This window comes from Rufibacter radiotolerans (assembly GCF_001078055.1).
Classification (GTDB): domain Bacteria; phylum Bacteroidota; class Bacteroidia; order Cytophagales; family Hymenobacteraceae; genus Nibribacter; species Nibribacter radiotolerans.
Window position 1 is genome coordinate 1,032,698 of sequence record NZ_CP010777.1, and the last position, 19,267, is coordinate 1,051,964.

Sequence of the window (19,267 nt, forward strand, 5' to 3'; positions counted from 1 at the left end):
GGCTGCTGTTTAAACCTTTGCCGGATTTTTCCTTCAAAGGCAGACCAAGCAACAAAAGATTCGGGGCTGACCCCTGTTTACCCCCTTGATTTATAGACGTGGGGTTGAGCTTTTGCCTGGGATATAGAACCTTATAGCCAAGCTGCCTTTTGTTTCTGCAATACGTTTTACCTTACTAAACCCTGATATGCGCACCTTCTACCCCCGTCTTTTCTGCCTCGTTTTGTTTCTTTGGGGCGCCAGTTCCCTTTCCAGTATGGCCCAGAGCAAAATCACGCTCTCCAACTTCACCTTTACCCCCAGCCGCCTGGTGGTAGGCCAGGTGATCTCTACCAAAAAAGGGGAACCGGCTCCCAAGGTGAAACTGGTGGGCGACGGGGCCCGGCACTTTACCCTGGAGAAAGACAATACCCTTAAATTAAAGAAAGCGCCCCAAGAAAAATGGCTGGACCTGGTGCTGGAAACCGGCACTGGAAAAGAGGCCATGCGGGACACGTTTAGGGTAGTGAAGGACGAGTTCCTGAAAAACAAGGTCATCGCGCACCGCGGGGCCTTCCAAAACACCGGCGTCGCTGAAAATTCCCTGGCCTCTCTGCAGCACGCCATCCGGTTGGGTTGTACCGGCAGCGAGTTTGACGTGCACATGTCGCTTGACTCTATTCCGTTTGTGTACCATGACCCCAAGATCAACGGCATTGATATTTCCCTGACCCCGGCCGCCGAGTTAGCCCAACTGAAGCTCCCTAACGGGGAAACGCTACCCACCCTGGATGCTTATTTGCAGGCCGGCCTAGCGCAGAACAACACCCGCCTTATTCTGGAAATTAAGCCCCGCGCGAAGAACCTGGCGCATAACCGCGCGCTGGCCCACAAAGTGGTGGAGGCCGTGCGTAAAAACAAAGCCCAGGGCTGGGTAGATTACATCAGTTTTGGGTATGAGATTCTGCTGAAGGTTCAGGAGCTGGAGCCTTCAGCGAGGGTGGCTAACCTCAACGGCGAAAAAACACCGGCCCAACTGGCCAAAGACCGCATGTACGGGCTGGACTACAATCTGGCCCTTATCAAGAAAAACCCGCAATGGGTGAAAGAGGCCCATGACCTGAACCTCACCGTCAATGTCTGGACCGTGAACAACCCCGCCATGATGGAATGGCTTCTGGATCTGAACGCTGACTTTATCACCACCAATGAGCCAGAAATGCTTTTGGAGAAAGTGAAGAAACTGGCGGGGAAGTAAATCTCATGTAAAGGCGCTCAGAATACGCCGGTGAAAAAAGCACCCTATAAAAACAAAAGAAGCGTTTCCGGCCTGTTATCCTAAAAACAGGCCAGAAACGCTTCTTTTGTTTTGGCTTTCACCCAACAACCAGGCTATTGTTTCGTCTCTTCCAGGTGCACAAAGTATTTGGTGATCTTATCCCATTGCAGATCCTGGAAACCGGCCCAGCCGCCTTCTGAGATGAGCGTGTTCAGAACCGCCCGTCCGCCGGCCTCAGGGCCACTATTGTTGATGACCTCGTCCTTGCCAATCTCAAAACCCATGAGCGTGTTTCCGTCGCGCAGCACCCGGAACGTGCTGCTGGCCTCGGGGGAGAAGAAATGCTTGACCTCACTGTCCTGCGGGTCAGCCTGGCCTTCGGGCGACTGGCTGGGTTTCACCACAAATTGCGCCACGTCTTCCTCATCCAGTACCCCAGTCACGGTCACCCAGTTCTCCACGGGGGTGCCTGGTAAGATAATCTCTATGAAATCGCCCACGGCGGGTTGCTGGGCCTGAGATTTGGTGCCGGCTGAGTTAAATAACTGGAACGTGGAAGTAATGCCAGGCAGGTGAGACCAGGCGTTCACGTCAAACAGTTTTTGCCTGGCGCGCGCGAACTCGCGCTGGGCGGTGGCCTCATCTGGATACGTGTGCTCGTTCATGAACAGCTTGTCCTTAGAGTCCTGGCCCTTTAAAACCTCCCACTCTTTTTTAATCTTTTGCAAAATATCTGAAATGCCCATAGTGGTTTCCTGTCGCTAACTAGTGAATAAATGCTGTAAGGAAATACGGCATGGGAGGGGGGAGGTTCAGAAACAGGCGCTGGCAGAATAACTGTTTTAGGCCTGTTTTACTAAAAACAGGCCTAAAACAGACGTACAGTGAAAATGCACGGGAAGGGAAATAAAGGAATAGGCGACAGGGGACTGCTATTTGGCAGGCGGCGTCTGCGTGATGCCGTCCAGCACGGGTCTGATCTGGTTGGCCTGGGTCATCATCTGGTAAAGTTGCTCGGTCTCGCCATGCTGCAGGTGGTGTTGGAACTGCTGCAGGTGCTTAATGTATTCGCCCAGGGCGTGGCTCAGGAAATGCGCGTTCTGTTCAAAGATGGGCGCCCACATGTCAGGGGAGCTTTTGGCCAGACGTACTGTAGACGCAAAACCAGAGCCTGCCAGCGTGAAAATATTCTTCTCGTCTTTCTCCACATCCAGCACGGTAAGGCCCAGTAAAAAAGAGCTCACGTGCGATAGGTGCGAGATGTAGGCCACGTGCTTGTCATGTTCCTGCGGCTGCATGAAAATGGTCTTGAGGCCCAGGGTAGTAAACAGGTCCAAGGCGGTGGCTAGGGCTTGCGCAGAAGACAGCTCCTTCTCGCAGATAATGTTCATCTTGCCCTGGTACAGGCCTTGTAGCGCGGCCAGGGGGCCGGAGTTCTCGGTGCCCGCAATAGGGTGGGCGGCCACGAATTGCGCGCGCTTGGGGTGCTGTTGCACGGCCTGGCAGAGCAGGGTTTTGGTAGAGCCTAAGTCAATGACCACCGTTTGGGGCGGTACCAGGTCCAGTAAAGAGGGCAGCAGTTTCTGGATAGCCGTAACCGGAATAGCCACCAGGATCACGTCAGAAAGTGCGGCGGCTTCTTCCAACGGAAGCACCTGGTCTACAATGCCCAGTTCCACCGCTTTGGCTGCGTTCTCAGGGTTTTGTTCCACCCCAATAAAATGGCTGGCAAACCCTGCTTTTCTAAGATCTAGGGCGGCAGAACCCCCAATAAGTCCGGGGCCAATAACGGTGATGGTTTTCATGGAACAAACGCGTACGCAGGTAAAAAGACGAAGGTACTAAGAATGAAGACACCAGCCCCAGCCCATAGCCACTTCTTTTGCGCCCGTTAAAAGAACCGCCCTCTGTTTTGGGCCCGTTTTCAGGAAAACGGGCCCAAAACAGAGGGCGGTTCAAGAAGTTTCTCCTCGCTTAGATTTCCACCATGAAAGCAGCATACTCGGGGTGGCGCTTCACGAAGGCTTCTACCACGGGGCAGGAGGCAACGAATTTAAGTTGATTGGCTTTCACGTGTTCCAGGGCGGTTTTCACCAGTTGGTCGGCCAGGCCCTGGTTCCGGTGCTCTTCGGGGACATAGGTATAGTCCAGATCCAGTTCCTCTTGCTCCGTGAACGAATAGGTAAGTTCGGCTTCTTCCTCGCCCAGGGCCACGTAAAACCGGAGGTCCTCGGTATCATGAATAACTTCTTTCTTTTCCATGGGTTTTTAGTAGTTTGAGAGAAGGTTGTTATACGGCTAGTCCACTCCTGTAGCTGTTGTACCTTCTAGAAAGTAACAGAACCGCGCTTAGCCCCAGACATGAATTACGTAGACCTCCTGCTGTTGCTCATCATCCTTTTCAGCCTGGTAACGGGTTGGTTTCATGGCTTTGCCCATGGGGTGCTGGATCTGGTGCGGTGGGTGGGAAGTCTGGTGCTGGGCCTTAAGTTTTACCCGTACGTGGCAGATTGGCTGGAGAAGTTACTGCATTGGAACGAGCTCTGGTTACTGCCGCTTTCCTTTTTCCTTATTGCCGTGCTTTCCAGTGTGCTCATTCAGGAACTGGGTGAAAAGCTTCTGGCCTACTTTCCAAAGCACCTGCACCGTCATAAAGGCAACCGGGCGTTGGGTTTGCTGCCGGGTCTGTTGAGCGGACTGGTCACGGCAGGCATTGCGGTGGTATTGCTCACGGCGCTACCCTTGCCCCAGACCCTCCGCGAAAAAGTGCACGAGAGTATGCTGGCCACCCGGTTCTCTTTGTACACCGGCAAAGCCGAGAAGTTACTTACCCCCGTTTTTGATGAGGCCCTGAACCGAACCGCCCGCAAGCTCACCGTAGAGCCGGGCTCTGAAGAGGTGATAGCGTTGCCTTACAAAGTCACGGAAATGGAACCGCGTCCCGACCTGGAAGCCGCTATGCTGAACTTGATCAATGAAGAAAGGGCCAAAGAAAACCTTCGGCCGCTGGCGGCAGACACTGCCTTACGGCGAGTGGCGCGGCTGCATTCAGAAGATATGTTCCGGCGGGCCTATTTCTCGCACTACACCCCAGAAAAACAAAGCCCGTTTGAGCGCATCAAGAAGGCGAAGGTACCCTACCGATTGGCAGGCGAAAACCTCGCCCTGGCGCCAACCCTGGAGATAGCACATGAAGGCCTCATGAAATCGCCGGGGCACCGGGCCAACATTATGCGCCGCCGGTTTGGCCGGGTAGGCATTGGCATTCTGCAGGGCAGCGACGGCCGCCTGATGATCACCCAGAACTTTAGGAATTAAGGAACTCACCAAACACAAAGAAGCCGCTCCTAAGATAGAAGCGGCTTCTTTGTGTTATGATGGGAAGTCTATTTTTCAACCACCTTAAACAAGGTGTTGGCCGGTAGCTGGTCGGTGAGTTGCATGCCGTTCAGAATGGCCATTTCCTCTAATCGGTTGTCCGGAATATTATAGTTTTTCAGAGCCTGCCGTAAGGTGGTGGCAGACTTGACCGTTTTAATGTGCACTACCTCAGGCTTCCGGTTGATCTTCTCCTGGTCGGTGAGCTGTCTGAAGTTCTGCGCCACGCCACTAAAGGTCTGGAAGTAGGTGTTGAAATCCTGGGCGGTGGTGACCCCGGTGATGTTGTAGATGTTGCCACCGTACTGGATCAAGTAGGTTAACAACTGAACGGGCTGCTGCTGCTGCTGCTGTTGTTGTTGCTGGGCCTGTTGCTGCTGCTGCTGCGGGGCCGGTTGCGAAATAATGGCCAAAGCCGGAAGACCGTTCACAGTCACCGATTTAGACTCTATGGCCTGCAATTGGTTCTGCTGGAGCATCTGCTGACCGGCCGCCTCCAGAGAGGTGCCCTGGGCCAGGCGAAGGAACATCAATGCTTTGCCGTCTTTGGGGGCCATCTGTACCTGTTGCGGGGTGTTCTGCACGTTCCAGCCGGCCGGGGTAGGAAACTGGAATTTGAGTTCCGGATGGTAGAAAATGTTGTTTTCTACAAAGCCCTGCTTGGGGTCTTCGCCATAGATAATGCCGTCAATCATTCTCAGGTAGCTGTCACGGCCCTCTTTGAGGTTGGTGGCGCCGGTCTTCTGTTTCCATTGGTCGGCTAGCTGGTGCACGGTGTTGTAGCGGTCACCGGGGTTAGGGTGACTGGATAAGAAGGTAGGAAGCTCTTCCTGTCCGCTCTCAGCGCCCTGGCGTTGCAGGGTCTGGAAGAAGTCTGCCATGTGGCTGGCGTCATAGCCAATCTTGGTGGAGTATTCAACGCCCAATTCATCTGACTGGCGCTCATCATCGCGGCCAAATTTCAGGAACATCAGCCCGGCCCCTTGGGAGAGCACATCACCGTATTGCGCTATGGTAGGCGAGGCAATCATTGTTCCCATTAAAACCACTTGCGCCAAGGTAGCCTTGCTTTGCTGCTGCGCCGAGTGGCGGGCCGTAATGTGCCCAATCTCATGGCCTAACACGCCAGCGAACTGCGCCTCGCTGTTAAAGTGGGCCATAATGCCGCGGGTAAAGTACACGTAGCCGCCTGGTACGGCAAAGGCGTTGAGCACCGGCGAGTCTACAATTCTGAAGGTGTATTTAAGGTTGCTGCGGTGCGAGATAGCCGCCATCTGCTGGCCTTTCTCCTGAATAAAGTTTTGCAGCTTAGGGTTCTGGTACAGACCAAATTGCGCCACAATCTGCGGATCTGCCTGTACGCCCATGGCCACTTCCTGGTCTTCAGAAACAAAGTTGATGTCTTTTTTGCCGGTAACGGGGTTAGTGGCGCAAGAATTGAAGAGCAGGAGCACCGCGGTTACAAGGGGTATTGAAAGGTATTTTTTCATAGTTTTTAGTGTTAGATAGTACGGGAAGAGGAGCAGGGACAACGCCCTTGCTTCTTATACATTTTCTGCAACGTGTTAAACCCGTATTGGTTGCAACCCCCTCTTTTTCAGGCCCAGGAGGCGGTTTTTGCTGGTTTAATAGCAAAGTGAGAGAAAGGCGTTTTTGCACTGTTTTTTGGAAAACAGGCTTAAAACGTAAAAAGGGTAAGCCAGAAAACTAAGGAAGCAGGGGAGTTGGACCAGGCCCGGAAGATAAGTTTAGGGTGCTCTGCTCTTTCCAGCGCATGCGGTAGGCGTTCATGGCCGTGGTGCCCAGTTTCTGCAGCAGACGGTAATTGACCACCGCGCCCACAGGCGCTCCAATGACCGGTATCATCTGGGCCATTTTAGGGATGTCTATATAGTCACGGTATTCCTGCTGCAGGTTGCGCCAGTCAAACTCATGGATGTCTTGGGGTAGAAGGTCTTTTTTTGTTTCCCAGTCCACCATCTGCAGGTACACCTCACGGCGGTGCTGCTGCCCACTGAACGCCAGCTGGAAAATATGCAGCAGGTACACCCGCTCTCTGTAATCATCTACCGGGTACCCATAAAGAGACGCAATGTCAAACAGCATCTTCAGCTTAATGCTCAGCAGCAGCGGAAAATCTGTGAGGCCCAGCAAGAACCCGGCGGCTCCGGTCAAGCCTCCTTCGGCCGCGGCCGTTTTCTTGTAAATCTCTATGCGTTGCTTTACCGCTGCCTCTTTCTCCTCCAGGGTCAAAGGCAATGCCGGTTTGCCGGTGGTATGCTTGGCGCCAAAGAGCACCGCTCTGATCATCTGCTTGATGGTGGCGGTAATGGCCTGGTGTACCTTCTCTGGTATATAGCTGTTTACTTTCTGCTGCAACCCCCGGGTAAGATGGTTCAGGAGGGAAGGCGACTTGAGCATCTGCTGTTGCCAGGCGTGCAGTTCCTGGAGAATCTGGGTTTCATAGGCAGACGTAGGCATGGCCAAAGGGGTAGAAAGTGAGGCTAATGTTACAACTAAACAAGGCAACTATTCTTATTTTTTTAAACTTTAAGCTAGGGAAATGTATTGCTTGCAAATACCTAAAAATGGGTAAGAAAGTAGATTAGATAGAATTATTTTTGAATTATTCATATTTTATTTTATATTATGTGGATAAAAGCAAGTACAGGGTTGAGGATGCTGCTTTTTTGCCCTAGTATTAACTTTTCCATTTCCCCTAGTACGTAGAAGTTTCCCCAAGCATGAATACAAACATACAGCACCTTTTCTCCATTACAGAAAAAGAAAGCCGAAGGATCATAGGGCTTATGTCTGGTACCTCTTTAGACGGACTAGACGTGGCGCTATGTGAGTTCCAGGGGCACGGGCTAAATACCCAGATTACCTTACAGAAGTTTGAAACCATGCCCTACAGCCCCGACTTTAAGGAAAACGTGAAGTCTATTTTCTCAAAACGGCAGGTAGATCTGGAGAAGGTATGCCTCTTGAATGCGTTCATTGGCTCTTACCACGGCCAACTCATTTTAGAATGCCTGCATAACTGGGAGATAGACCCTTCTGAGGTAGACATAATTGCCAGCCACGGCCAGACCATTTACCATGCGCCGGCCGCCCAGCACCACCAGCCGGGCATGCCCAACGCTACCCTGCAGATAGGAGACGGAGACCACATAGCCGTGAAGACCGGCATTATCACCCTCAGCGATTTCCGGCAGAAGCACATTGCCGCCGGCGGCGAAGGGGCTCCTTTAGCGGTGTACGGCGATTACCTGCTGTTCTCAAAAAAAGGCCAGAACCGCATTCTCCTGAACGTGGGCGGCATCGCCAACTTCACCTTTCTGCCCGGCGACCTGGACACTAAAAAGATTTTCTCTACTGATGTGGGGCCTGGCAATACGTTGATGGATGCCTACGTGCAGCTGCATTACCCCGGTACCTATTATGACGCCAATGCGGCCATCGCTTTACAAGGCACTTACAGCCAACCGCTGTTAGCGGCCTTACTGGACCATCCTTTTTTTGAATTGCCTTTTCCTAAAACCACGGGCCCAGAGGTTTTCAACTTAGCGTACCTGGCACAAGCGCAGGAAAAATCTAAAACACAGCATCTCTCGGTGCCAGACGTGATGGCTACCCTGAACCGGTTTTCGGCTACGGGCATCTGTGAGGCCATTACCAAAGGCATCGCCCAGGAAAAGGACTTTGAGATTTTTGTCAGTGGCGGCGGCATGCACAACCCTCTTCTGCTGTCTACCATCAAAGAGTTGCTGGGCACCGATAAGATAAGAGATACCTCTGAGTTAGGTATTTTGCCAGACGCCAAGGAAGCCGTTTTGTTTGCCACCCTGGCCAATGAAACGCTGGTAGGAGACCACATTGATTTTGGCTACAGTGACCGTTTGGTGCCCTCCGTGCACATGGGAAAGATCAGTTTTCCTTCCTAGCGGTAGTGTTTTTATTTAATAAGGATTTACCAACTAAAAGTCAGCTTTATGAGAAAAATTTACGCTAGAAGTAGCGCTTGTCTCCTGACAACGCTGTTTTGTGTCCTCTTGATGGCCCTGGCACCCAAGGTCTCGTTTGCGCAGAATGCCCGGTACACGGTAACGGGCTCCGTGACAGATGCCCGCACCAAGGCTCCTCTAATTGGGGTAGTGGTGAAAGTAGAGAATAGTAATTCAGCCTCGGCAACAGATGTGACTGGTAACTATACTCTTAATCTGGCTGTACCGGCCGGCACCTACCGTCTCACCTTTTCTTACCTGGGCTACCAGCCGCTCACACGGTCTGTAGTGCTGGGATCTACCATGGCTATTACAGAGAATGTGCAGTTAAGCGAAGACATTGTAGGGTTAGATGAAGTGGTAGTGACCGGTACCTCAGTGGCTACCAGTAAAAAGCAACTGGGGAACGCTATCTCCACGGTTTCTGCTGAAGCTCTGGAAAACAGCGTGGCCACTTCTATTGACCAGGCCCTGGCCGGGAAAGTGGCCGGGGCGCAGATTACCCAGAACTCCGGTAACCCGGCGGGGGGCATAAGCGTGCGGTTAAGGGGAACCAGTACCGTGGTAGGCTCCGGTGACCCGCTATATATTGTAGACGGCGTCATCATCAACAACTCCTCTTCTGAACTGATAGATTTGGGAGGCTATGCGCAGAACCGTCTGGTAGACATCAACCCCAATGATATTGAGCGCATGGAGATCATTAAGGGAGCTGCCGCGGCTGCCATCTATGGTTCCAGGGCCAGTAACGGGGTGGTGCAAATCTTTACCAAACGGGGCCGTGAAGGGAAACCCAAAGTAACCGTTTCCTCACAGTTCCGGGTGAATGAGATCCGTAAAACGCTGGATTACAATGATTACCCCTTCCGGTTTGTCAATACCACCGCCACAGATCTTACCCAGGAGCCTGTGCAGCGCTATGATTACCAGGATAAGATCTTCAGGACGGCCTACGGCACCGAGAACAATGTGAACGTGTCTGGCGGTACGGCTACCACCCAGTATTTCCTGAGCGGGAACTACCTAAGCAACCAGGGGATCATTGACAACACAGATTTCAAAAGGGGAGGCGCCCGCCTGCGGGTAGACCAAACCATGAATGACTGGATCTCTGTCTCCCTGGGGGCCAATTACGTGCTCAGCACCAGCGCCGAGATTCCCAACGGTGGCTTAAGTGAAGCCTACGGCGCGTTGACTGGCTTTATCTTCAGCAATAACTTCATTAACCCAGAACCGGTGAACGGGGTGTACCCGTCTACCGCGCCAACGGCCATCTTACGGAGAACTAATCCGCTGGAAGCCATTAACCGCTTTGATTTCAGGCAACGAACCAACCGGTTCATTGGTGACTTTCAGTTGAAGATGACGCCTATCAAAAACCTGAACGTCAACTACACGCTGGGGTATGACAACGCCACCCAGATTGCCACCGGCTTTATCCCGGTCCGGAATACTACGCCATCTTATGATGCCGGGTATTCCCGTAGGGCAGACAAGACGTCTTACTTCCTCAACAATGACCTGAACGTTTCTTACCAGACCAATTTCACAGACTGGCTGGAATCTTCTACCGGCATTGGGGCTACGGCCCAAATTGAGAAGAACTTTACCACCGGCATTACGGGTACCCAGTTAGGGCCTATTGCGCAGATTTCTACCGGTGGGGCTACGGTGGTGTCCGGGGAGGGAAGAAGTGATGTCAGTATCCTGGGGTTCTTCGCGCAGCAGACCTTTGGGTTTGGCGACCGCCTGTTCTTAACGGGGGCAGGACGCTATGACGTTTCCTCTGTGTTTGGCACTGAGAACAGATGGCAGTTTTACCCTAAGGTGAGCGGCTCTTATGTGATCTCCAATGAGAAATTCTGGGAGGGCCTGAAGGAAAAAGTGCCCATTCTTAAGTTGCGCGCCTCTTACGGGCAGTCTGGAAACCTCACCTCTATTGGCGCCTTTGACCGCTACACCAACTATTCGCCGGTGGCCTTGCCCGGCTTGCCGGGGGTAATATCATCTACCCTGTTGGGTAACGCCGGCATTAAACCAGAAAGGCAGGTGGAAACAGAGTTTGGGGCCGATGCCAGTTTCCTGAATGGCCGTCTGGGCTTTGAGTTCTCTGTGTATAAGAAAGACGTGAAAGACCTCTTGTTATTCATTGGTCTGGCGCCGTCTTCTGGGTTTGTGAACCAATACGCCAACATAGGGACCATGACCAACAAAGGGTTTGAACTGATGCTGACCGGAGCCCCCATTCAGACGGCTAACTCAAAATGGACCTCCACCCTTATCTACTCCAGAAATAGGAATGAGATAAATAACATACCAGGTGGCGTGCTTACTTTCCCGGGTGGTTTCGGGCAGGTGGCTGCCGTGAACGGGTACCCCATTGGGGCCTTTTACGCAACCTATTTCGCGCGTAAAGAGGACGGTTCTTTGTTACTGACTCCCGCGGGCTTGCCCCAGGCAGAACGGGTGGGCCGTAACCCCGCCACTGGTCAGCCTACCGGCGCTACCAAGCCCAAGGTGATAGGCGACCCTAACCCAGACTGGACCGGTTCCTGGGTAAACGACGTGTCTGTTGGCAAAGGCTTTTCCTTTAGGGCCCAGGTGGATGCCTCTTACGGTTTTGACGTGTTCAACTTCACCCGGCGGGTGGGGGAACGTGATCTGTATGGCGGCTTGGCCGGGTATGAGCCCGAGTTGAGGGGAGAAGTTCCCAAAGGAACCTCGGCGGCCCTGTTCGGGATCTTTGAGAACTACATTGAAGATGGCTCTTTCATCAAATTGAGAGAAGTTTCTGTCTCTTATGACTTCCAGCCGGCCTTTTTAGGAAAGGCGAATACGCGCCTGAGTTTAGCTGGCCGGAACCTCTTCTCCATTGATGATTACAGCGGGTATGACCCAGAGGTGAATGCTGCAGGTCAGACCAACGCGGTACGCGGGTTTGACTTTGTTGAGGTACCTATCCCCAGGACCTACGCCCTGGGTGTAACCGTTTCCTTCTAATCTGTTTTACTTCAAATGACTGTTCCTATGAGACATATAACATCTTTTTTGAAAATAAGCGCGCTCTCCGCGGGTCTGCTAATGACCAGCAGTTGCGAGCTAGACATAGCCAACCCCAACGCCGCCAGTGACCTGGAAGTCCTTACCTCCAGAGATGGCATCATTTCTTTGAGCGTGGGCCTGCGGCAATTCTACTCCACCTCTGGGGTAGAAGCGGCTTACCTGTACACTGGCGTGACCGGCCGTGAAATGAAAGGCGTGGCCACCTTTACCAACGTGCTGGAACTGGAAGCCGGAGGCACTGCCTTGCCTACGTTCAATGGCAATATTCTGGGCTTGTGGTCCAGAATGCAGCGCACCATGAGCATGAGTGAGCAGATCCTTGAAAACGCCCCTAAGATTTCTACCTTAACCGGGGGGACCCTTAGCGGTATTCTGGCACACGCCCACTTATTTAACGCAATGGCCCTGGGTACCCTGGCTACCTCTTTTGAGCAGGCCAACACCCAAACCAGCAAAACGGGCAATGTCACCTTCAAGCCACGGGCCGAAGTGCTGGCCGCGGCCATTGCGCACCTGGACGAGGCCATTGCCCTGGTAAACGCCAACCCCATTTCTCCGGAGTTTGTCTCTCTGGTAGCGGGCCCCGCCTTAAACCTGAAGAATGCGCTCTATGCCATGAATGCGCGGTACAACCTGTACGCCGGAAACTATGCGGCTGCCCTGGCCAACGCCAACCTGGTAGACCCGACCGTGAAATCTGAGTACGTCTACAGCACCCTGAGCGTGAACCCCATCTACAACACGGTTTTCATTCTAGGCTACTACCGGCCCCGTGACAAGTTTGGTCTTCCCGCCGGTTTGTTTGAGGAAGGCGATGCCCGCTATCCTTTCTACATGACAGATCCAAGTGCGGTGGTCAACGGAGACCCGGTAAAAACCTTGAAAGGATTCTTCAACACCCAGACGGCCAACATTCCGGTTTTCCTGACAGATGAGATCAAGTTGATAAAAGCCGAGGCCATTTTAAGGAGCAACGGGTCTTTGACAGAGGCGCTGGCCCAGATCAACCAGGTGAGAACCCAGACGTCTGGAGACCCCTTCGGCGTTCATGCCGCCTTGCCTCCTTACACGGGTGCCATCACCCGAGAAGATTTATTACTGGAAGTATACAAACAACGTTCCGCTGAAATGTACCTGAGTGGTCAGAAATGGGAAGACAGCCGCCGGTTCAACCGCCCAGCCCCTCCAGGCAACTTAACGGAGCGGAACAGGAACTTCTACCCGTACCCAGATCAGGAACGAATCAACAACCCCAATACCCCACCTGATCCAGCTATCTAAAACCAAAAAGGCGACCTTCTACAGAGGTCGCCTTTTTTGCTTATTAATATAAAAGCGTTTCGGGCCTGTTTTCTGAAAAACAGTCCCGAAACGCTTTTGATAAACCAACGGAATTGAGGGCTTATTTCCGGCCCTTGCCTCTGGTGCCGGCGGTGCGCTTGGTCTTCTGGTCCGCGGCTGGTCTGGCGGTTCTGCCGCCGGCGGCTGGTTTAGCTGGCCGGGTACCGGCGCTTTTGGCGGTTCTGCCTGCCGGGGCAGCGCCTTTAGGAGACCTATCGGTTTTGTTGGAGGTGTGCTCAGACTTGGTCTTCAGGTTTTTGCCGCCAGACGGTTTGCTTTTGCGCGTGGGCCTGCTGGTGACCGCCCCATACTCCACAGATTCCGTCTTAGGGCTTCTTTCTGATTTGGCCTTGGTATTGCGGGGACCTGAGGTGCTGCGTGGGCCAGAGGAAACGCTGCGCGGAGGGGCGCTTTTCACCTGGTGCACCTTCACGCCAAACTCCTCCTCAGACAGCAGATTTTCGTATTCCTCGTCGGCGGTTTTCTTTTCAGGTTTGGCGGTTTTGCGGCCCACTGAGGCGTCTTCGGTTTTAGAGGAACCTGCCACCAGTTGGTTTATGGATTTGATTTCCTCCAGGGTAAGGTAACGCCAGTGGCCGGCCGGCAGATCGCCTAATTTCACGGTCATAATGCGCACGCGCTTCAGCTTCTCCACCTTGTAGCCTAAGGCTTCGCACATGCGCCTGATCTGGCGGTTCAGTCCCTGGGTCAAGATAATCCGGAACACCTTATGGCCTTGCTGCTGCACAAAGCACTCTTTGGTCATGCCCTCAAACAAAGGCACGCCGCTGCCCATTTTCTTGATGAACTCCTCCGTAATGGGTTTGTCTACCATCACCACGTATTCCTTCTCGTGGTTGTTATCAGCGCGCAGGATCTTGTTGACAATGTCGCCGTCGTTGGTCAGGAAGATAAGGCCTTCAGAGGCGTTGTCCAGGCGCCCAATAGGGAAGATACGCTTGGGGAAGCCAATGAAGTCAATGATGTTCTTTTTGTCCTTGCTATCGGTGGTGGTGGTGATACCGGTAGGTTTGTTGAAGGCAATGTAGATAGGCCGGTCGGTGGCTTTCTTGGCTTTTACCTGCTCACCGTCTACGGCTACCTTATCGCCAGCCTTTACGGTGGCGCCTTTCTTGGCGTCTTTGCCATTGATGGTTACGCGGCCCTCTTCAATGTATTGGTCGGCCTCGCGGCGCGAGCAGAAGCCCGAGTCGCTGATGAATTTATTGAGCCGTATGGTGGTGTCTGTTGACATGAATGCAATGGGTGAATGAATGATGGATTAATTGAAGCTAGGAGAAAAGGAGGGCATGGCCCTATCTCTCTTTCTATGGCTGCCGGGTTAGCAATATGTACGTTTCCTGACTGGGAAAGATAGATGGTGAGATGCCGTGGTAGAGGTTGTCAGGCGCTCCCGGTAAGAGGCTGTTTTACTTAAAGGTTTTCAGGTACAGGTCTTCCACCTTCTTGCGGGCCCAGTCGGTCTTGCGCAAAAACGTGAGGCTGGACTTAACGCTGGGGTTAGAGTTAAAGCTGTTGATGTTGATGCGGGCCCCCAGGCCATCCCAGCCGTAGTGGTCCACCAACTGTACCAGAATCATCTCCAGTGTTTTGCCGTGCAACGGGTTGTTTTTCTGCTCTTCCATAGTTCCGGGGCAAAGTTAGTCTTTCTGCACGAGTTTTACGCAGCCCGGGCGGCCTGGAAGAAGATTAGCCATGGTTTAGTCCTGTTTTAGCAAAAACGGCCTCAAAACGTCAGGCAGATTTGGGGAAAAGCGGCATCTCAGGGAAAATAAATTTTACTAACTTCCAGAAGTTTTAGCCCGCTGCGCGAAAGAAGACGCCATGTGCTTGGCCGGAGAGGAGGGCAGAAGAGACGTAAATTTCTAGATATGGAAAAGACCTTTCACCCCCAGGCCATGCTACCCGCCAACCTTACTATAGAAGAGTTTGTGCAGGCCTATGCCACACACCCGGTCTACACGCCGCCCCGCGGGCCCCAACTGCACGCCAAAAACTGGCAGTCTGAAGCCGCGCTGCGCATGTTCCTCAATAACCTTACCGCCGAGGTAGCCGAGGACCCCGAGCGCCTGGTCGTTTACGGCGGCATAGGCCAGGCGGCCCGCACGCCCCAGGACGCCCGCAAGATTGTAGAACTGCTGCTTACCCTGGAAGAAGACGAAAGCCTCCTGATCCAATCCGGAAAACCCGTGGGCAAGGTACGCTCGCACCCCGAAGCCCCGCGGGTGTTAATAGCCAACAGTAACCTGGTGCCGCATTGGGCCACCTGGGAGCATTTCAATGAATTGCGGGAGCGGGGCCTCATGATGTACGGCCAGATGACCGCCGGCTCCTGGATCTACATCGGCACCCAGGGCATCTTGCAGGGCACCTATGAGACCTTCGCGGCCTGCGGCCGATTACATTTTGGCGGCGACCTGCGCCACCGGCTGCTGGTCACCGGCGGACTAGGTGGGATGGGTGGGGCCCAGCCTTTGGCGGCCACTATGGCCGGTGCTACCTTCCTGGGCGTAGACGTTGACCCAGACCGCATCCAGAAGCGCCTGGACACCCGGTATATTGATAAGATGACCTATGACTACGAGGAGGCAAAACGTTGGGTGCTGGAAGCCCAGCAAAAAGGGGAGGCCCTGTCTGTAGGTTTAGTTGGCGACATAGGCGATGTGCTGGAACGGTTAATTGCTGACAACATTACCCCAGATATCCTCACCGACCAGACCTCGGCCCATGATCCTGTCAATGGCTATGTGCCCAATGGCATCACGCTGGCAGAAGCCCGGGCCCTGCGTCAGAGCAACCTTGAGGAATACAAAGCCCGAGCGTTGAAAAGCATGGCCCGCCACGTGCATTTTATGCTGGAACTACAGCAGCGCGGCAGCCGCACTTTTGACTACGGCAACAACCTGCGGGAATTCGCGAAACAGGGCGGAGAGCAGAATGCGTTCAACATTCCCGGCTTCGTGCCCGAGTACATGCGGCCTTTGTTCTGCGAGGGCAAAGGCCCGTTCCGTTGGGCGGCCCTCTCCGGCGACCCCGAGGACATCCGGGTCACCGATGAAGCCCTGAAAAAACTCTTCCCTGAGAATACCCATATGATCAATTGGTTGGAGCAGGCCCACGAGAAAGTAGCGTTCCAGGGCCTGCCCTGCCGCATCTGCTGGCTGGGCATGGGCGAGCGCGAAAAGGCCGGCCTCCTGTTCAACCATTTGGTGCGCGAAGGCAAAGTGAAAGCCCCCATTGTCATTGGCCGCGACCACCTGGACTGCGGTTCGGTGGCCTCGCCCTACCGCGAGACCGAAGGCATGCTGGACGGCTCAGACGCCGTCTCTGACTGGCCGCTCCTCAACCTCATGGCCAACACCAGCGGTGGCGCTACCTGGGTGTCGTTCCACCACGGCGGCGGCGTAGGCATTGGCTACTCCCAGCACGCCGGCATGGTGATCCTGGCCGACGGCACTGACCGCGCTGACCGCTGCCTGCGCCGCGTGCTCTACAATGACCCCGCCCTGGGCATCTACCGCCACGCCGATGCAGGCTATGAAACGGCCCAGCAGAATGCTGAGAAATTCGGATTGAAGGTGTAGGAAATGAGTGAGTGAGTGAGTGAGTGAGTGAGTGAGTGAGTGAGTGAGTGAGTGAGGCAATCCTCTCTTTGTCATCCTGGAAGGATCTTGGCAGCGAACGGTAAGGACATTAATTACCCGCTACTGCCGTTCGCCCACAAGGTCCTTTTAGGATGACAAAAGAAAAAATGCATAGAATAAATAAGTCTGCGTGCAGGCACAAGGGGACGCTTGTGCCATGCATTAAAAGATAAAAACGCAAACCAGTTCTCAAGTAGTAACTCCAATTTAGAGCAAAAATGCATACTCTCCTCGGCCCCTTCACCCAAGTCCTCACCATGGCTAACCTTCCGTTGGCCGGGCCAATAGCCGATGACCAACTGGAGGTGCTGGAAAATGCGGGTGTCCTGGTGCAGGGGGAAAAGATAGTGCAGATTGGCAACTACCAAGACTTGCTGAATGCCCCTGAATCCAGCACCTATGTGCTCCACAAAATAGAGGAGCCCATGGTGCTTATGCCGGGCTTTATAGATGCCCACTCGCATATTTGCTTCGCGGGCTCCCGGGCCGGTGACTATGCCTTGCGGGTAGCCGGCAAAAGTTACCTGGAGATTGCCCGCAGCGGGGGAGGAATACTGGATTCTGTAAGAAAAACCAGGGCTGCTTCTTTAGAGGAATTGACTACCCTGCTGAACCAACGCTGTGACCGGCACCTTTCTGAAGGCGTGACTACCTGTGAGGTGAAAAGCGGCTACGGCCTAACCGTGGAAGCCGAGCTGAAAATGCTGGAGGCCATCAAGCAGGTTGACCAGAGCCACCCCCTGGATTTAATCCCCACCTGTCTGGCTGCCCACATGTGCCCCCCTGAATTTACCGATACCAAAGAATACCTGAACACTGTGCTGGAGCAACTGCTGCCGCAAGTGAAAGAACGCCAGCTGGCCCAGCGCGTGGATATTTTCATTGAAGACACCGCCTTTTCAGAAGCAGAAGCCCTGGACTATTTGCAGTCGGCGCAGACCTTGGGGTTTGAGGTGACGGTACATGCCGACCAGTTCTCAACCGGAGGTAGCAAGGTGGCAGCCGCCGTTCATGCTGCCAGCGCCGACCATTTGGAGGCCAGCGGTCCGGAAGAGATTACCTTGTTGCGAGAGGCTGGGGTAGTGGCCACGGTCTTGCCAGGGGCTTCGCTGGGGCTGGGCATGGCCTTCGCCCCGGCGCGGCAGATGCTGGACGGGGGACTGTGCGTGGCCATCGCTTCGGATTGGAACCCCGGGTCCGCGCCCATGGGCGATCTGCTGCTGCAGGCGGCGGTACTGGGCGCTTCGCAAAAGCTGACCACCGCAGAAACCCTGGCCGGAATCACCTCCAGAGCTGCTCATGCCCTTCGCCTGCCAGACCGCGGTACGTTGTCCCCGGGAATGCTGGCAGATATGATTGCCTTTTCCACGCATAACTATCAGGAGATCCTTTATCAGCAGGGTAAATTGAAGCCTGCCCGCATTTATAAGCGTGGCAAGGTCCTCTCACCAGGCTCACTTAAGACACCTTTAACCAGGCAAACCAATGTATAAGCCGTCAGATAAAACCACCTGGAAAGGGAGGTCAGACATACAAGATGGGGTTTTAGGGCTCAGGTGGCACCAGGTGGTCCATTTCTTGGATCTATCAAGAGAGGTGGAAGAGGGGCACGGGAACTTCGTATTTCTGGGTTTCCAGTGTGATGAGGGTATCCGAAGAAACCAGGGAAGGTCTGGGGCGGCAACTGGGCCCAATGCGCTCCGGCTAGCTATGTCCTCTTTTGCCGACCACCTACCCGAAGACGTTATCCTGTATGCAGGCGGCGACATCATCTGCAATAACCACATGATGGAAACCGCTCAGATTCAACTGGGCAAGAAGGTGGAAATGCTTCTTAGAAAAGGCTATAAAACGCTGGTGATAGGGGGCGGCCATGAAACGGCTTACGGGCATTACCTAGGCATTAAGAAAGTCCTGAAGCCAGAGGAGAAACTGGGCATTATCAATTTTGACGCCCACTTTGACCTGCGTTCCTACGCGTCCCACCCGCACTCAGGTAGCCCTTTCCTGCAGATCGCAGATGACCTGCACGTCAATGATAAAGAATTTCATTACCTCTGCCTGGGCATCCAGGAATGTAGCAATACCCGCCGGCTTTTCCAGACCGCCCAAGAGCTGGAGGTACCATATGTCCTGGCCGAAGATCTGCAAAATGGCCCTTCAGAAACCGTACGGAAACAGGTAGAAACCTTCCTGGCCCAGGTAGACAAAGTGTACGTGACCATAGACCTGGACGTGTTTGCCACTGCCTATGCCCCTGGGGTAAGCGCCCCCAGCGCCTTAGGCATCACCCCGCAGGTAGCGCTCCCGATTCTCCAACAAATCATCACTTCCGGCAAGTTACTGACCTTAGACGTGGTAGAACTAAATCCCACCCTGGACCAAGACAACCGCACTGCCAAATTAGCGGCGGGGTTGCTATATCAGGTAGTGAAATGGTGGAAGTAGAAGGGTAGTCTTGCTATCGCTTAGTGTGATGTTTTTTTATAGGTAGCGGTTGATAAAGAATTTGCTTTAACTAGCGTGTTGTACCAATAATCCTCTAATGTTTTCCT

General features: G+C 53.6%; 15 protein-coding genes. 8 read left to right on the forward strand and 7 right to left on the reverse strand.

Annotation, left to right across the window (positions count from 1 at the left end; translation table 11 throughout):
• Positions 1–187 precede the first annotated feature (187 nt).
• A complete protein-coding gene (locus tag TH63_RS04430) occupies positions 188–1,237 on the forward strand; it encodes a glycerophosphodiester phosphodiesterase (protein ID WP_156180374.1) in 1,050 nt (349 codons plus the stop codon).
• 134 nt (positions 1,238–1,371) lie between these two features.
• On the opposite strand, the gene TH63_RS04435 is transcribed toward TH63_RS04430, so the two are convergent.
• From TH63_RS04435 to TH63_RS04445, 3 genes are all read right to left on the reverse strand, one after another.
• A complete protein-coding gene (locus tag TH63_RS04435; protein ID WP_048919882.1) occupies positions 1,372–2,004 on the reverse strand; it encodes a hypothetical protein in 633 nt (210 codons plus the stop codon).
• A gap of 186 nt (positions 2,005–2,190) precedes the next feature.
• Positions 2,191–3,063 carry a prephenate dehydrogenase gene (locus TH63_RS04440; RefSeq protein WP_048919883.1) on the reverse strand — a complete coding sequence of 291 codons (873 nt, stop codon included), beginning with the start codon at positions 3,061–3,063 and terminating at the stop codon, positions 2,191–2,193.
• 169 nt (positions 3,064–3,232) lie between these two features.
• Complete coding sequence (locus TH63_RS04445; protein WP_048919884.1) at positions 3,233–3,520, reverse strand: GNAT family N-acetyltransferase; 288 nt, start codon at positions 3,518–3,520, stop codon at positions 3,233–3,235.
• A gap of 99 nt (positions 3,521–3,619) precedes the next feature.
• On the opposite strand from TH63_RS04445, the gene TH63_RS04450 reads away from it, so the two are divergent.
• A complete protein-coding gene (locus tag TH63_RS04450; RefSeq protein ID WP_048919885.1) occupies positions 3,620–4,576 on the forward strand; it encodes a CvpA family protein in 957 nt (318 codons plus the stop codon).
• Between the two features lie 68 nt (positions 4,577–4,644).
• Here the strand turns inward: TH63_RS04450 and TH63_RS04455 are convergent, their stop codons facing one another.
• A complete protein-coding gene (locus TH63_RS04455; protein ID WP_048919886.1) occupies positions 4,645–6,126 on the reverse strand; it encodes a M48 family metalloprotease in 1,482 nt (493 codons plus the stop codon).
• A 217-nt stretch (positions 6,127–6,343) separates the two neighbouring features.
• The gene (locus tag TH63_RS04460) at positions 6,344–7,117 is read right to left on the reverse strand and encodes an EcsC family protein (RefSeq protein ID WP_048919887.1); all 774 of its coding nucleotides are present in this window, start codon (positions 7,115–7,117) and stop codon (positions 6,344–6,346) included.
• Positions 7,118–7,380: 263 nt separating this feature from the next.
• Here TH63_RS04460 and TH63_RS04465 point away from each other — a divergent pair, with 263 nt between their 5' ends.
• The 3 genes from TH63_RS04465 to TH63_RS04475 are packed head-to-tail and all read left to right on the forward strand — an operon-like array spanning position 7,381 to position 12,987.
• Positions 7,381–8,583 (forward strand): anhydro-N-acetylmuramic acid kinase, encoded by a 1,203-nt coding sequence (locus TH63_RS04465; protein WP_048919888.1) that lies wholly within the window; start codon positions 7,381–7,383, stop codon positions 8,581–8,583.
• 48 nt (positions 8,584–8,631) lie between these two features.
• Entirely contained in the window at positions 8,632–11,643 is a 3,012-nt protein-coding gene (locus TH63_RS04470; RefSeq protein WP_048919889.1) for a SusC/RagA family TonB-linked outer membrane protein, read from the forward strand.
• 27 nt (positions 11,644–11,670) lie between these two features.
• The gene (locus TH63_RS04475; RefSeq protein ID WP_048919890.1) at positions 11,671–12,987 is read left to right on the forward strand and encodes a RagB/SusD family nutrient uptake outer membrane protein; all 1,317 of its coding nucleotides are present in this window, start codon (positions 11,671–11,673) and stop codon (positions 12,985–12,987) included.
• Between the two features lie 121 nt (positions 12,988–13,108).
• Here TH63_RS04475 and rluF read toward each other — a convergent pair whose 3' ends face one another.
• Both rluF and TH63_RS04485 read right to left on the reverse strand, forming a co-directional pair.
• Positions 13,109–14,302 carry a 23S rRNA pseudouridine(2604) synthase RluF gene (rluF, locus tag TH63_RS19905; RefSeq protein WP_076606402.1) on the reverse strand — a complete coding sequence of 398 codons (1,194 nt, stop codon included), beginning with the start codon at positions 14,300–14,302 and terminating at the stop codon, positions 13,109–13,111.
• A gap of 175 nt (positions 14,303–14,477) precedes the next feature.
• Positions 14,478–14,693, reverse strand: coding sequence for a VF530 family protein (locus tag TH63_RS04485; RefSeq protein ID WP_048919891.1), 216 nt, complete (start codon positions 14,691–14,693; stop codon positions 14,478–14,480).
• A 246-nt stretch (positions 14,694–14,939) separates the two neighbouring features.
• Between TH63_RS04485 and TH63_RS04490 the strand changes: the two genes are divergently transcribed.
• The 3 genes from TH63_RS04490 (at position 14,940) to hutG (ending at position 19,160) form a co-directional block, all read left to right on the forward strand.
• Complete coding sequence (locus tag TH63_RS04490) at positions 14,940–16,652, forward strand: urocanate hydratase (protein ID WP_231583546.1); 1,713 nt, start codon at positions 14,940–14,942, stop codon at positions 16,650–16,652.
• A 278-nt stretch (positions 16,653–16,930) separates the two neighbouring features.
• Positions 16,931–18,205 carry an imidazolonepropionase gene (gene hutI / locus TH63_RS04495; RefSeq protein WP_048919892.1) on the forward strand — a complete coding sequence of 425 codons (1,275 nt, stop codon included), beginning with the start codon at positions 16,931–16,933 and terminating at the stop codon, positions 18,203–18,205.
• The gene (hutG, locus tag TH63_RS04500; RefSeq protein WP_048919893.1) at positions 18,198–19,160 is read left to right on the forward strand and encodes a formimidoylglutamase; all 963 of its coding nucleotides are present in this window, start codon (positions 18,198–18,200) and stop codon (positions 19,158–19,160) included. Before hutI ends, hutG begins: the two co-directional genes overlap by 8 nt.
• Positions 19,161–19,267: the final 107 nt, after the last annotated feature.